The following is a 14,158-nucleotide window of genomic DNA, read 5'->3' on the forward strand; positions in this document are numbered from 1 at the left end:
AAGGGGGTACGGAAGTTCTTTAAAAAGTTACAGCCGATGAGTGTGGGCGCTTGAGACAGGAAGCGGTTCTGTGCTTTGTAGCATAGGATTGCATAAAAGATAGAAGCTCACGCGAAGTTGAAGTGGAAAACGTCAGACTTTGAGTGAGGGCCGCCTTCAAGGGCGGCAAAAGAATTCAAAGAAGAAGAGTTTGATCCTGGCTCAGATTGAACGCTGGCGGCATGCCTTACACATGCAAGTCGGACGGCAGCACAGGTGGAAACACTGGGTGGCGAGTGGCGAACGGGTGAGTAAAACATCGGAACGTATCCTGTAGAGGGGGATAGCCCGGCGAAAGCCGGATTAATACCGCATATGCTCAAAAGAGGAAGGCGGGGGACCGGATGGGTGACCATTGGGCCTCGCGCTAGAGGGGCGGCCGATGTCGGATTATGCTAGTTGGTGGGGTAAGGGCCTACCAAGGCGGTGATCCGTAGCGGGTCTGAGAGGATGATCCGCCACACTGGGACTGAGACACGGCCCAGACTCCTACGGGAGGCAGCAGTGGGGAATTTTGGACAATGGGGGCAACCCTGATCCAGCAATGCCGCGTGTGTGAAGAAGGCCTTCGGGTTGTAAAGCACTTTTGTCCGAGAAGAAAGGGCTCCGGTAAATAATCGGAGTGGATGACGGTATCGGAAGAAAAAGCACCGGCTAACTACGTGCCAGCAGCCCGCGGTAATACGTAGGGTGCGAGCGTTAATCGGAATGACTGGGCGTAAAGGGTGCGTAGGCGGTTTGTCAAGACGGAAGTGAAATCCCCGGGCTTAACCTGGGAACAGCATACGTGACTGGCAGACTAGAGTATGGCAGAGGGAGGTGGAATTCCACGTGTAGCAGTGAAATGCGTAGAGATGTGGAGGAACATCGATGGCGAAGGCAGCCTCCTGGGCCAATACTGACGCTCAGGCACGAAAGCGTGGGGAGCAAACAGGATTAGATACCCTGGTAGTCCATGCCCTAAACGATGTCAACTAGTTGTTGGGGATTCATTTCCTTAGTAACGAAGCTAACGCATGAAGTTGACCGCCTGGGGAGTACGGTCGCAAGATTAAAACTCAAAGGAATTGACGGGGACCCGCACAAGCGGTGGATGATGTGGATTAATTCGATGCAACGCGAAAAACCTTACCTACCCTTGACATGGCCGGAAACCTGAAGAGATTCGGGTGTGCTCGCAAGAGAACCGGCACACAGGTGCTGCATGGCTGTCGTCAGCTCGTGTCGTGAGATGTTGGGTTAAGTCCCGCAACGAGCGCAACCCTTATCCTTAGTTGCTACGCAAGGGCACTCTAAGGAGACTGCCAGTGACAAACTGGAGGAAGGTGGGGATGACGTCAAGTCCTCATGGCCCTTACGGGTAGGGCTTCACACGTCATACAATGGTCTGTACAGAGGGATGCCAACCTGTGAAGGGGAGTCAATCCCAAAAAACGGATCGTAGTCCGGATTGTAGTCTGCAACTCGACTGCATGAAGCTGGAATCGCTAGTAATCGCGGATCAGCATGCCGCGGTGAATACGTTCCCGGGTCTTGTACACACCGCCCGTCATACCATGGGAGTGAGTTTTACCAGAAGCCATTAGCCTAACCGTAAGGAGGGCGATGGCCACGGTAGGACGCATGACTGGGGTAAAGTCGTAACAAGGTAGCCGTATCGGAAGGTGCGGCTGGATCACCTCCTTTCTGGAAAAACTGGATTGAGCGCTCACACTGATCGGTTGTATATCAGATTACAGGTTACAGGTGTAGGTTGCAGTAAAGGCTGGAACCCCTGCATGGTGCAATATTTATGTAATCTGTCTCCTGTGTCCTGAACGGGTCTGTAGCTCAGCAGGTTAGAGCATCGTCTTGATAAGGCGGGGGTCGTAGGTTCAAGTCCTACCGGACCCACCAGTCAGGTTATGGAGCAGAATATAGAGAACAGTGAAAATAATGTGCTGCGCATCGATGCCGCACTTTACTGTGACTTCTCTCCTGTACCTGTCCTGAAGGGGGTATAGCTCAGTTGGGAGAGCGCCTGCTTTGCAAGCAGGAGGTCGTCGGTTCGATCCCGTCTGCCTCCACCAGGCTACAGGATGCAGGGAGCAGTAAAAAATAATGTGCCGCTCAGCGGTACCCTATTTTTTTACTGTGGCCTGTTTCCTGTAACTAATGTCTGATCGTTCTTTTACAATTTGGAAGAAGAGAAAATGTTGGATGCATAGACCGTCGCGTTATAGGGTCAAGCGAATAAGTGCATGGGGTGGATGCCTTGGCGGTCACAGGCGAAGAAGGACGTGCAAGCCTGCGAAAAGCTCCGGGGAGTAGGTAGACGCATTGATCCGGAGATCTCCGAATGGGGAAACCCGGCCCATATATGGGTTATCCTTGACTGAATTCATAGGTCAAGCGAAGCGAACGCGGTGAACTGAAACATCTTAGTAACCGCAGGAACAGAAATCAACCGAGATTCCCAAAGTAGTGGCGAGCGAAATGGGAAGAGCCTGTATTCTTTAACACATGGGTGAGCAGAACGGACTGGAAAGTCCGGCCATAGAAGGTGAGAGCCCGGTATGTGAAAACTGGTGTGTGGAACTAGGAATACGAAAAGTAGGGCGGGACACGTGATATCCTGTCTGAAGATGGGGGGACCATCCTCCAAGGCTAAATACTCGTGACCGACCGATAGTGAACCAGTACCGTGAGGGAAAGGCGAAAAGAACCCCGGGAGGGGAGTGAAATAGAACCTGAAACCGCATGCATAAAAACAGTGGGAGCGCGCAAGCGTGACCGCGTACCTTTTGTATAATGGGTCAGCGACTTACGTTCAGTAGCAAGCTTAACCGTTTAGGGGAGGCGTAGCGAAAGCGGGTCCGAATAGGGCGTGCAGTTGCTGAGCGTAGACCCGAAATCAGATGATCTATCCATGGCCAGGTTGAAGGTGCGGTAACACGTACTGGAGGGCCGAACCCACTACTGTTGCAAAAGTAGGGGATGAGCGGTGGATAGGAGTGAAAGGCTAAACAAATCTGGAAATAGCTGGTTCTCTCCGAAAACTATTGAGGTAGTGCCTCGTGTGTAACCTTCGGGGGTAGAGCACTGTCATGGTTGAGGGGTCCATTGCGGATTACTTCGCCATAGCAAACTCCGAATACCGAAGAGTGGAATCACGGGAGACAGACATCGGGTGCTAACGTCCGGTGTCAAGAGGGCAACAACCCAGACCGTCAGCTAAGGTCCCAAAGATTGGCTCAGTGGGAAACGAAGTGGGAAGGTCGAAACAGTCAGGAGGTTGGCTTAGAAGCAGCCATCCTTTAAAGAAAGCGTAATAGCTCACTGATCGAGTCATCCTGCGCGAAAGATGTAACGGGGCTTAAGCCAGTCACCGAAGCTGCGGATGCAAGCGTGCTTGCATGGTAGGAGAGCGTTCCGTAGGCCGGAGAAGGCGCATTGAGAAGTGCGTTGGAGGTATCGGAAGTGCGAATGCTGACATGAGTAACGATAAAGGAGGTGAAGAGCCTCCTCGCTGTAAGCCCAAGGTTTCCTGCGCAACGTTCATCGGCGCAGGGTGAGTCGGCCCCTAAGGCGAGGCAGAAATGCGTAGCTGATGGGAAGCAGGTGAATATTCCTGCACCATCGTAAGAATGCGATGAGGGGACGGATCACGGAAGGTTGTCCGGGGGATGGAAGTCCTGGTCCCTGCATTGGAGAAGGCGCTTAGGAAAATCCGGGCGCGCAATTCAAGGGTGTGGGGCGAGCGAACTTTGAGTTTGCGAAGCAATCGGAAGGGGTTCCAAGAAAAGCCTCTAAGCTTAAGTCTTACGAGACCGTACCGCAAACCGACACAGGTGGGCAAGATGAATATTCTAAAGCGCTTGAGAGAACTCGGGAGAAGGAACTCGGCAAATTGGACCCGTAACTTCGGGAGAAGGGTCACCCTAGTAACTTGAGCAGCTAGCGCTGTGAGGGAGAATGGGTTGCAATAAAAGGGTGGCTGCGACTGTTTAATAAAAACACAGCACTCTGCAAACACGTAAGTGGACGTATAGGGTGTGACGCCTGCCCGGTGCCGGAAGATTAAATGAAGGCGTGCAAGCGCTGGATTGAAGTCCCGGTAAACGGCGGCCGTAACTATAACGGTCCTAAGGTAGCGAAATTCCTTGTCGGGTAAGTTCCGACCTGCACGAATGGCGTAACGATGGCCACACTGTCTCCTCCCGAGACTCAGTGAAATTGAAATGGTTGTGATGATGCAATCTACCCGCGGCTAGACGGAAAGACCCCATGAACCTTTACTGTAGCTTTGCATTGGACTGTGAACCGGTTTGTGTAGGATAGGTGGGAGGCAAAGAAGTCGGGACGCCAGTTCCGATGGAGCCGTCCTTGAAATACCACCCTGATCTGTTTGCGGTTCTAACTTAGGCTCGTGCACCGGGCCGGGGACCATGCATGGCAGGCAGTTTGACTGGGGCGGTCTCCTCCCAAAGAGTAACGGAGGAGTGCGAAGGTACGCTAGATACGGTCGGAAATCGTATTGATAGTGCAATGGCATAAGCGTGCTTGACTGCGAGACGGACATGTCGAGCAGGTGCGAAAGCAGGTCATAGTGATCTGGTGGTTCTGAATGGAAGGGCCATCACTCAACGGATAAAAGGTACTCTGGGGATAACAGGCTCATACCGCCCAAGAGTTCATATCGACGGCGGTGTTTGGCACCTCGATGTCGGCTCATCTCATCCTGGGGCTGTAGCAGGTCCCAAGGGTATGGCTGTTCGCCATTTAAAGAGGTACGTGAGCTGGGTTTAAAACGTCGTGAGACAGTTTGGTCCCTATCTGCCGTGGGCGTTGGAAGTTTGAGAGGGGCTGCGCCTAGTACGAGAGGACCGGCGTGGACGCACCACTGGTGTACCGGTTGTCACGCCCGTGGCATTGCCGGGTAGCTAAGTGCGGAAGAGATAACCGCTGAAAGCATCTAAGCGGGAAACTCGCCTCAAGATGAGACTTCCCTGACATGAAAGTGTCCTGAAGGGCCGTCCGAGACTAGGACGTTGATAGGCTGGGTGTGGAAGCGCAGTAATGCGTGAAGCTAATCAGTACTAATTGCCCGTGCGGCTTGACCCTATAACCCGGCGGTTTCCAAGGAACAGAGATAGTAAGAGACAGTAAACATTGCGTTGCTACCAGCGCCTGGCTTTTACCTTCCTCTTTCCCTGATAGATTCTCTTCTTTCAAATTTCTGCAGGTTTGATCCTGCAGTATTTTTTTGCCTGACGACCATAGCGAGTTGGATCCACCCCTTCTCATCCCGAACAGGGCAGTGAAACGACTCTACGCCGATGATAGTGCGCATGCGCGTGTGAAAGTAGGACATCGTCAGGCTTCTCTATTCCCTGTCTTCTATTCAGAGTGCGCCCATGTATGCAGTGGTCAAAACAGGTGGAAAACAATATAAGGTAAGGGCTGGTGAAACGATAAAAGTAGAACAGATCCCAGCCCCAGTGGGTTCAGAAGTAACACTAAGCCCTCTCCTCGCGGTAGGTGAAGGCAAGTCGATCTACTTTGGCACCGTGCCGCATGCGCAGATCAGAGCCACAGTGGTAGCACAAGGGCGTCATCCCAAAATCAAAATCTTTAAGCTGCGCCGCCGCAAACATTACCAAAAACGCGCCGGCCATCGGCAGAACTATACAGAACTGCGCATCGACACAATCTATAATGAAATGGCTTCCACTGTGGAATAAAGGCAATATATATGGCGCATAAAAAAGCGGGCGGTTCATCGCGTAATGGCCGGGATTCCGAATCCAAACGGCTCGGAGTCAAGATATTCGGTTCTCAATCGATCCGAGCGGGCAGTATTATCGTGCGCCAGCGCGGTACCCGCATGCATCCGGGTAAAAACGTCGGCATAGGTAAAGATCACTCCTTATTTGCATTGATTGATGGCCAAGTCCAATTTTCCGTCAAAGGCTCTCTTAACAAAAAAACCGTTCACATCCTTCCAAAACAAAGTTAAAAATGTAGGCCCCATAGCGTGATAGAAAAGATTAACTTTAAAAAGCTCAGAGGGTGAAGGCAAAGGCCTTAATCTGACATTTCGATCAACTTTCAGGTGACTGATCAGGAAGAGGCAGTTAGATGCCAAATGAACAGCAGGCGCTCAAAAACAAGCTGGGTTGATTAAGGCTTGCGCAAACGCTTGGAAATGTTTCGCAGGCGTTTCAGGTGATTGGCTTGAGAAAAGATGCCACGGTTGCGACCCGAAAGCAGCAGCGAGACCTCATCCATCGTCAGCGGCCCGCTGCCTGTTCAGTCCAATGGGGGTGTCGGATGATTCAGCTCCCACGGAGCACTTTTTCATTGCACTCAGCCGCAAGCGCTTCGCTTGAGTGATGAACAGGTTGTAGAGCAGATAGATGTCATTCAGGACGAGCTGTCAGTCTACGGCTATCGCCGTGTGACTCGCGCTCTACAAGCTCAGGGCTATGACATCCATCACAAGCGCGTGGCCCGCATCATGAGACAGCAGAGTTTGGGAATCCAGCCCAAACGCCGGTTTGTACGTACCACGGACAGCCAGCATGACGGGGCCCATATGCCCCCAATTTATATCGCAACAGGATGCCAGATCAGCCAGACCGAATCCGGTGGCGGATATCACAATATCCGTATTGAAACAGGATTTGTTTACCTGGCGGTCATTTTTGGATGTTGATAGTCGCAAGGGGGTTGGATAGGCTATTGGCCGACAGATCGACACCCAGCTTACCCTGGCTGCCTTGAGTACTGCTGTTCTCCAACGCCGGCCTGCGCCAGGTATTTGCGTCCATCATCGTGACCGTGGCAGCCAGTATGCGAATGCAGATGATCGGCGTGCCCTGGATGAATACGGCTTGATCGCTTCGATGGCGGTGGCTTACCCTTACGATCATGTGCAGGCAGAGCGTTTTATGAAAACGCTTCAGGTCGAAGAGGTTTATGCATAAATTTACAGTGGTCTGCAACCAAAATTGTCCGCCATGCATGGAGACACAAGTGTCATTCATACTACACGGAGCGCCCGTTTCAAGAGGTATCGCGATTGGCCGGGCCTGTTTGATCGCGCCCGCGACGCTTGAAGTCAACCGGTATCGGATTTCCTCAAGCCAGATTGAGGCTGAGATTGCGCGTTTCCATGCAGCGCAGGATCAAGTGCGCCGGGAACTCGAAGCATTGCGCGCTGAGCTGCCTGCTGATGCGCCTGCCGAGATGAACGCATTCCTGAACGTACATGCCCTCCTCCTGCACGATGCAACGCTGACGGAGGCCATCCTCACACTGATCCGCGCGCGCCGCTATAACGCGGAATGGGCATTGGCTGAACAGCTGGAGAAATTCGGCCATTACTTCGATGACATTGAGAATGAATATTTGCGTGAACGCAAGGCGGATTTCCAACAGGTGGTCGAACAGCTTCTGAAAGCGCTGGCAAAAACGCCCGCTTCCATTGCGGCGTACACACACAGCGGCCATTCTCCGGTCGATTCAAAAATTGTCATTGCGCACGATATTTCACCTGCTGACATGCTCCAGTTCAGAACCCGTGCAACGCAGACCTTTTGCGGTTTCATCACGGAACGGGGTGGAAGCACATCGCATACCGCAATCGTCGCGCGTAGCCTGGGCATTCCGGCTGTGCTTGGCGCGCCGCTGGCGAGCGTTCTGATCCGCCAGGATGATCTGATCATTGTCGACGGCAATGAGGGCGTGGTGATGGTTCAGCCATCGCCGCGCGTACTTGAAGAATACGTATACCAGCGGCGCCGGTATTTACGTCGGCAGATTTCCCTGAGCGGGCTGTTGTCGGCGCCTGCCTGCACTGCGGATGGCATTCAGGTGAATCTATATGCAAATATTGAATTGCCGGAGGACGCGCGCGCCGCACTGGAAGCGGGCGCATGCGGCATTGGTCTGTTCCGCACAGAATTTCTGTGGATGCGCCCGCACGGCCAGGCGCCCGAAGAAGAGGCGCAATTCGAGGCTTACCGGCACGTAGTCGAGACGATGAACGGTCGGCCCGTCACGATTCGCACTTTCGATGCGGGTGCAGACAAAATGCCGGACGGATACGCTCACTCCAGTACCGAATACGCGCCTAACCCCGCGCTCGGCCTGCGCGCGATTCGCTGGAGTCTGGCGGAACCGCGCATTCTGCTCGCGCAATTGCGCGCCATTCTGCGCGCCGCCCGCTTCGGTCCAGTGAGAATATTGATTCCGATGCTCACCCATGCGCAGCAGATCGGCCAGACCTTTGAGCTGATTCAGGCAGCCCGGCGGCAATGCATGGAGGCCGGTTTAAACATCGAGCCGGATTTACAAATCGGCGCGATGATTGAAGTGCCGGCAAGCGCATTAATGGCGCCGTTTTTTGCAAAGCATTTTGATTTTTTGTCGATGGGCACCAACGATCTGATTCAGTACACGCTCGCGATTGACCGCTGCGATAAAGCCGTCGCGCATCTGTATGATCCTTTGCACCCCGCCGTGCTTCGCCTGATTGCGGAAACCCTACGCTCAGGACATCAGGCAGGCATACCCGTCTCCGTCTGCGGTGAAATGGCCGGCGATCCGGCTTTCACGCGCGTTCTGCTCGGTCTGGGGCTGACTGAATTTTCAATGCCTGCCAGCCAATTGCTGATCATCAAGCAGCACATCCGGCAACTGAAGCAATGCGCTCTTAAATCCGCGGTTCGGGGACTGCTTGCAGCACACGAGCCTAAGGCGCGTCAAGCGGCATTGCAGCGCCTGTCTCAGGTGTGAGAACTAGAGCATTCAGCCCAGCGTGGCAGTGGCAAGCTTCAGACTAAAGCCGATCAACAGCGCGCCGGCGCTGCCCGAAGCGCCAATAGACAGGCAACGGTGGCGCCGGAAAGCCTCAGACAGACGCACGCCGGTGAAAATCAGCAGACTCAGATACGAAAGGCTGATCAATTGATCAATGGCGCCAAGCGCCAGAAAGGAGAGCGCAGGATAGGGATAGGCTGGATCGACAAATTGGATAAAAAACGAGACGAAAAACAGAATGGCTTTCGGATTGCACAAGCTAATCAGCAATGCCCGCTTGAAGCAATGGCCGGATTCCGCTTTATTCGCTGAAGCGGGGGCCGGCAAGCTGCCGCGGTTCAGCCATGCAGTGCGCAGAATCGTCAGTCCCATATACAGCAGGTAAGCGGCGCCGCCATATTTAATGATGAAAAATAAAATGGGATACGCCTTTAGCAATGAAGCAACGCCAGCGGCCGATAAGGTCATCAGAATCGAATCGCCCAGGAAAATGCCGCACACAGCGCGGTAAGCGTGACGCACGCCGCGCTGCGCGCTGACAGAGAGCACGTACAGCATGTTAGGGCCCGGTATCGTAATCACAAAAACCGACCCAATGAGAAAAGTCCAGAAATTGATCATGCCTAAGGATTGCATGGCGCTTGGATAAAAACGGCTCGCTTAATATTTTTTAACTGGACGCAGGTTTTAAGGTCTTGACCGCCGCCTTGATTCTGGCTTCTTCATCCGCAGTAAAATATTTGACCAATATACCCGAAGTCTGGATTTTGGCCCAGTCAAGGTGGCTGCCGGCAAGCGGTTCTGGCGCGCTATTCGCGCTATCTATTTTGTACCATACCCCTTTGAATTTGCGCAGCGCATAAAAGTGGTTGCCCTGTGGGCGAGTCGTCAGGATAAGACGTTCAGCGTTCATAAAATCTGGCGATAGCTGCGCCATTTCTTCCCTTAAGTTTTTGAAATAATGATCCAAGTCCAGTTTTAAGTCGTAGCGCTGATCGACAATGGGTAAAACAAATTGGATGGCTTTTGCGCCTCCGAACAGACCCATATCCTGCGCAAAAGTCTCCCAATTCAGTGGAAAACCAGTATCTTGATGCGCGTCAAATTCCTGCGCCAGCGCTGCCCTTTTGGCCGCCCGGTCGCCAGGGGTATTGGGATCGTAATATTTCCTGAGCGCTTGCTGCTGTGCGTCAGTGAAACGATATTCGGCCAGAAAGAGGCCGTTTACATAGAAGTGATCATCTGTAATATTTCCTGTTTTTTGAGCAACCGTTAGGCTGATATACCGGTCGTAGTCTTCTGAAGGCAAAAATGATCCGCCAAAAGCATTGTTAATGGAATGCAGCGTGCAGTTCGCGTCCGTTTGCTTCTCAAAATAGAGCGTTTCCTCTTGTCCAGGATTCTGGCCATTGTCGGGCGGCGTTGAGTGCTCCGGAGGAGATGCCGGAGCGCTGGAAGTTCCATTATCGCTGCAGGCATTCAAGACAAGAAGGGTGAGAATGCTGAGATATTTAAAAAGTTGCATATTGACGATTGCCGTGTTGAATTGAAATTGAAAAAGCGCTGTTCCCTGTTTCTAAAAGCCTACGGGTTCTACAAGAATATGCGCAATGCAATTCATCCAGGCGTTTCGCACAGCCGCGCTGGCAAGATCAATTAAGTAATGAGCACCCGCGCAAAGCGGCGCTTGCCCACCTGCACCACATAGGTTCCCGCCGCCACTTTAAGCGCCTTGTCGCGAATTCTCACGCCATCCATGCGCACCCCCCCCCTGCTCCACGCACCGCAGCGCTTCACTGCTCGATGGCGTTAAGCCCGCCTGTTTTAACAATATTCCAATCGCAAGCGGCGCGCCCCTGAGCGTGAGCGCGGGTATTTTATCCGGAATGCCGCCGTGCGCGCGGTGGTTAAAGTCTTGCAGCGCGCGCGCGGCGGCGGCGGATGAATGAAAACGCGCCACGATCTCTTGCGCAAGCTGCACCTTGAAATCGCGCGGATTTCGGCCTGCCTGAACCGCGCGCCGAAAAGCTTCAATCTCCTCCAGAGTGCGTGAGGACAAGAGCGTGTAATAACGCCACATCAGGGGATCGGAAATGCGCATCAATTTGCCGAACATCTCATCCGGCGGATCGGTAATCCCAACATAATTCCCTTTGGATTTCGACATCTTTTCAATGCCGTCCAACCCTTCGAGCAGCGGCATTGTCAATATGCACTGCGGTGCCTGACCATAGTGTTTTTGCAATTCCCGGCCGACCAGCAGATTGAATTTTTGATCTGTTCCGCCGAGTTCGAGATCGGCCTGCAATGCCACCGAGTCATAGCCTTGCAGCAGCGGATACAAAAACTCGTGGAGCGCGAGCGGCGCATTTGCTTGATATCTGCGCTTAAAGTCTTCGCGCTCAAGCATGCGGGCAATCGTGTAATGCGAAGCGAGTTGAATCAAGCCTTCTGCGCCAAGCGTTGCCCCCCATTCACTGTTGTAGCGAATCTCGGTTTTTCCAGGGTCCAGAATCCGCGTGGCCTGTGCAAAATACGTCTGCGCATTCGCGCGGATCTGCTCGCGTGACAGCGGCGGACGCATCGCGTTGCGTCCAGACGGATCGCCGATCAACGCGGTGAAATCGCCGATCAGAAAAATCACCCTATGGCCCAGCGCCTGCAACTGGCGCATTTTGTTCAGCGCCACCGTATGGCCGAGGTGAATATCCGGCGCGGTTGGATCGAGTCCGAGTTTGATCCGCAGCGGCGCGCCCGTTTCTGCGCTGTGCGCCAGCTTTTGCGCGAATTCATCCTCAACCAGCAATTCATCGCAGCCGCGGCGAACGAGGGCGAGCGCATGGCGGACTTCGTCCGTAATTGAACCATTGGGGAGAAGAGGACTTTGACGCATTGCCCGGTACTATTTAAACTATTGGTTGATTTTTAAACTATATGGATAAAATCATGCTTACACCGCCTCCCGCCGATTACACATTCGGTCCGGCGCTCCAAACGCTCGATATGCTGCATTGGGACTTCCGCACTGCACTGTACCAGAAGCATGCGGATGACGTGGCTCAGGATACGCGCGCGCTTATCCAGAAGACATTAAACAATATGCAGAGCAATCTGAGGACAGCCATTCAGAGCGCTTCCGGGCTGGAAGCGCTCTTTTCCGCGCGCTGCGCCGCCGCTGCAAGCTCCGCCTCCAGCGTCCCGGATACAGACCGGATGATCGATGTATGCGCGCAGCAGCTCCAGGATTTGCAATGCGCCGTGCAGGAGATCGCAACGCTGGTTGAGCCGCCCCTTCCGCTTTCTTTGCCTGAATCCCTGCCTCCGTCTTCTTCGCTTGAAGCTTCCCTGCCGCCCTCTTCTACCCATCCATTGCAGATCATACTGCTCACCGTTCTGGCAGTATTTATTGCCCTGACTGTGTTTATCATGAGCGTACTCATTGCTTCGGGCACGCCGCCGTCTGTCGTTGCCCAAGCTGTCGTATTGAGCGCGCTATGTTTTATGTCGCCTTTTGGTTGTATGATGATTCATAGCAGCGTATTGGATGATGAAAATAGGAATGCGCCAGCGCGGCTCCAGACCTCCATGCAGGCCGAATCCTCTGAAAAAAGCCCAGACCAATATTACGAGCATGCCCTCAACGCCTTTACGCAAGCGCTGGATACGCTTGCCGCACAGCTTTCTGATCTGAAGAAATATGATCTTGGCCTTCAGTCTCAGGCGCAACAAACTGCATCCAGTTCAACCGCTGCCTGTGAGGCTACGCTTAACGCTGCATAACGCGCTGCGCCCCGGCATCATGCAAGCGCCATGACGGTTTTTGCAGGCGGCGATCCGGATATTTATTTTGGACTGATGTCCGGCACCAGTCTGGACAGCGTGGACGGCGTTGCGGTCCAGTTTGAACGCCGCAAGCCGCCGCGCGTTCTCGCTGAGTCTTATGTGCGTTTTGATGCAAGGCTGCGCGAATCGCTGCTCGCATTGCAAACGCCCGCGGAGAATGAAATCGACCGTGAAGCGCGCGCGGCCCATCCACTCGCGGAATATTATGCGCGCGCCATTCGCGAACTGCGCGCGCGCCGCGCTTGCGCCCGCGCAGGTGCGCGCAGTTGGCGTGCACGGCCAGACGATCCGGCATTGTCCGGCGCTGAGTTATACACGGCAAATCAATGCGCCCGCGCGACTCGCTGAATTGACCGGGATAGATATCGCGGCGGATTTCCGCAGCCGCGATATCGCCGCGGGCGGTCAGGGCGCGCCGCTCGCGCCCGCTTTTCACGCGATGTATTTCAGCGCGCCTGAGCAAACGCGCGTTGTGTGTAATATCGGCGGAATCAGCAATATCACCCTTCTTCCTCCGCAAAACGCAGGCATCGCCATGACGGGCTTTGATTGCGGCCCGGGCAACGTGCTTGAAGAGGCGGGCCTGGCGGATTGCGCGCTTTTCCCGACGGAAGCGCTGGCCTTTGCGTGGCTGGCGAAATGTTTGGTTGAGCGAATACCGGTTGATCTCACGCCCGTCACCGGCGCGAAAGGACCGCGCGTGCTCGGCGCTTTGTATCCGAAATAATAGATTAAGCGTAGTTAAAGTCCGCTGCTAAAAGTCGCGCAAGGGCTTCATCTGAACTGGTGTCGGGAGTAGACATTTCAAGCACTCCAAATGGATTTTCCTGCGCTAAACGTCGCGCAAAGTCCGCATCTTCACGCTCTTGCGCTGCTAAAGCAGAGAGCCGAATCGCCTCCTCTAAATCCGCATCCGCGCTTTCCACGCGCGCATTCTGAGAGGCGCCAGCACCGGAGGCTATTGCTCCCGTGTCAAAGCCCCACAGATCATTGTACAGCGCCTCCTTCAGTCTTTGGGTGTCGTCACCTGCCTGATGAAGCTGCTGGTAATACGTGTATGCAACAGGCGTATGGCTCTGGTCGATGGCGCCTATTTCATGCGAATTTTCAAAGACCTCTTTCAACACACGGATGCCGCATGTATGGTCATCCGTCTGCCTGCCTGTGCAAATCACCTCAATATCGTCCGTAAAACGACAGGAAACTCTAAGTGGTGCAAGACGCTCTTCTAATCTATGTCCAACCCTGCCCAGGATATTCTGTAAATTCTCTATTTTTTCATTTGCAGCTTCCATGCTATCGATCACTTTTGCTTGTAGCGTTCCCTCCACGGGATCCAGATCCCACTGCATATAAACCCAATGGCCGATATTCCCGCCTAAAAGACAAGGCCCCTGGAATGCGGCACGGGAGACCGGGCGCTTCCGCAAGCTTCGTGAGTATCCGCTCCAGTAACGTGCCTTCCAGCCTG

At 53.7% G+C, this 14,158-nt stretch carries 10 protein-coding genes, 2 tRNA genes, 3 rRNA genes and 2 pseudogenes; 13 read left to right on the forward strand and 4 right to left on the reverse strand.

Annotation, left to right across the window (positions count from 1 at the left end):
* Positions 1 to 178 precede the first annotated feature (178 nt).
* The 10 genes from CAGGBEG34_RS07350 (at position 179) to ptsP (ending at position 8,820) form a co-directional block, all read left to right on the forward strand.
* A 16S ribosomal RNA gene (locus CAGGBEG34_RS07350) occupies positions 179 to 1,725 on the forward strand.
* Between the two features lie 133 nt (positions 1,726 to 1,858).
* Positions 1,859 to 1,935: transfer RNA gene (locus tag CAGGBEG34_RS07355), tRNA-Ile, on the forward strand.
* A 97-nt stretch (positions 1,936 to 2,032) separates the two neighbouring features.
* A tRNA-Ala gene (locus CAGGBEG34_RS07360) sits at positions 2,033 to 2,108 on the forward strand.
* 153 nt (positions 2,109 to 2,261) lie between these two features.
* A 23S ribosomal RNA gene (locus tag CAGGBEG34_RS07365) occupies positions 2,262 to 5,142 on the forward strand.
* Between the two features lie 145 nt (positions 5,143 to 5,287).
* Positions 5,288 to 5,400, forward strand: a 5S ribosomal RNA gene (gene rrf / locus CAGGBEG34_RS07370).
* Together the 16S, 23S and 5S rRNA genes with 2 tRNA genes alongside form the textbook arrangement of a ribosomal RNA operon.
* A 35-nt stretch (positions 5,401 to 5,435) precedes the next feature.
* On the forward strand, positions 5,436 to 5,762 hold the full coding sequence (rplU, locus tag CAGGBEG34_RS07375) for a 50S ribosomal protein L21 (RefSeq protein WP_006683095.1): 327 nt from the start codon (positions 5,436 to 5,438) through the stop codon (positions 5,760 to 5,762).
* 11 nt (positions 5,763 to 5,773) lie between these two features.
* A complete protein-coding gene (rpmA, locus tag CAGGBEG34_RS07380; RefSeq protein ID WP_006683096.1) occupies positions 5,774 to 6,037 on the forward strand; it encodes a 50S ribosomal protein L27 in 264 nt (87 codons plus the stop codon).
* A gap of 369 nt (positions 6,038 to 6,406) precedes the next feature.
* A complete protein-coding gene (locus CAGGBEG34_RS09735) occupies positions 6,407 to 6,736 on the forward strand; it encodes an IS3 family transposase (protein ID WP_050009361.1) in 330 nt (109 codons plus the stop codon).
* A gap of 64 nt (positions 6,737 to 6,800) precedes the next feature.
* On the forward strand, positions 6,801 to 7,007 hold the full coding sequence (locus CAGGBEG34_RS11125; protein ID WP_158641835.1) for a hypothetical protein: 207 nt from the start codon (positions 6,801 to 6,803) through the stop codon (positions 7,005 to 7,007).
* A gap of 49 nt (positions 7,008 to 7,056) precedes the next feature.
* Entirely contained in the window at positions 7,057 to 8,820 is a 1,764-nt protein-coding gene (ptsP, locus tag CAGGBEG34_RS07390; RefSeq protein ID WP_006683097.1) for a phosphoenolpyruvate--protein phosphotransferase, read from the forward strand.
* Between the two features lie 12 nt (positions 8,821 to 8,832).
* On the opposite strand, the gene leuE is transcribed toward ptsP, so the two are convergent.
* The 3 genes and pseudogenes from leuE to tyrS all read right to left on the reverse strand — a co-directional run bounded on the left by leuE (position 8,833) and on the right by tyrS (position 11,737).
* Positions 8,833 to 9,480 (reverse strand): leucine efflux protein LeuE, encoded by a 648-nt coding sequence (gene leuE / locus CAGGBEG34_RS07395; protein WP_006683098.1) that lies wholly within the window; start codon positions 9,478 to 9,480, stop codon positions 8,833 to 8,835.
* 34 nt (positions 9,481 to 9,514) lie between these two features.
* Positions 9,515 to 10,369: a josephin domain-containing protein gene (locus tag CAGGBEG34_RS07400; protein WP_006683099.1), complete on the reverse strand. Its 855-nt coding sequence runs from the start codon at positions 10,367 to 10,369 to the stop codon at positions 9,515 to 9,517.
* 131 nt (positions 10,370 to 10,500) lie between these two features.
* A pseudogene (gene tyrS / locus CAGGBEG34_RS07405) lies at positions 10,501 to 11,737 on the reverse strand (tyrosine--tRNA ligase).
* A 53-nt stretch (positions 11,738 to 11,790) separates the two neighbouring features.
* On the opposite strand from tyrS, the gene CAGGBEG34_RS07410 reads away from it, so the two are divergent.
* The 3 genes and pseudogenes from CAGGBEG34_RS07410 (at position 11,791) to CAGGBEG34_RS12215 (ending at position 13,414) form a co-directional block, all read left to right on the forward strand.
* Positions 11,791 to 12,624 carry a hypothetical protein gene (locus CAGGBEG34_RS07410; protein ID WP_006683100.1) on the forward strand — a complete coding sequence of 278 codons (834 nt, stop codon included), beginning with the start codon at positions 11,791 to 11,793 and terminating at the stop codon, positions 12,622 to 12,624.
* A gap of 30 nt (positions 12,625 to 12,654) precedes the next feature.
* A pseudogene (locus CAGGBEG34_RS10300) lies at positions 12,655 to 13,267 on the forward strand (anhydro-N-acetylmuramic acid kinase); the annotation flags it as partial.
* Positions 13,253 to 13,414 carry an anhydro-N-acetylmuramic acid kinase gene (locus CAGGBEG34_RS12215; RefSeq protein WP_420885896.1) on the forward strand — a complete coding sequence of 54 codons (162 nt, stop codon included), beginning with the start codon at positions 13,253 to 13,255 and terminating at the stop codon, positions 13,412 to 13,414. The pseudogene CAGGBEG34_RS10300 and the gene CAGGBEG34_RS12215, both read left to right, overlap by 15 nt.
* 4 nt (positions 13,415 to 13,418) lie before the next feature.
* On the opposite strand, the gene CAGGBEG34_RS07420 is transcribed toward CAGGBEG34_RS12215, so the two are convergent.
* Positions 13,419 to 14,158 (reverse strand): hypothetical protein (locus CAGGBEG34_RS07420; RefSeq protein WP_203224858.1); only part of this gene is annotated, 740 nt, incomplete at its 5' end.

The sequence above is a fragment of the Candidatus Glomeribacter gigasporarum BEG34 genome, assembly GCF_000227585.1.
Taxonomy (GTDB): Bacteria; Pseudomonadota; Gammaproteobacteria; order Burkholderiales; family Burkholderiaceae; genus Glomeribacter; species Glomeribacter gigasporarum_B.

Bases quoted from the DNA above. Each gene is read 5' to 3' on its own strand.
- CAGGBEG34_RS07400 (WP_006683099.1), bottom strand. From the start codon at position 10,369: ATGCAACTTTTTAAATATCTCAGCATTCTCACCCTTCTTGTCTTGAAT.
- CAGGBEG34_RS07410 (WP_006683100.1), top strand. From the start codon at position 11,791: ATGCTTACACCGCCTCCCGCCGATTACACATTCGGTCCGGCGCTCCAA.
- rpmA (WP_006683096.1), top strand. From the start codon at position 5,774: ATGGCGCATAAAAAAGCGGGCGGTTCATCGCGTAATGGCCGGGATTCC.
- leuE (WP_006683098.1), bottom strand. From the start codon at position 9,480: ATGCAATCCTTAGGCATGATCAATTTCTGGACTTTTCTCATTGGGTCG.
- rplU (WP_006683095.1), top strand. From the start codon at position 5,436: ATGTATGCAGTGGTCAAAACAGGTGGAAAACAATATAAGGTAAGGGCT.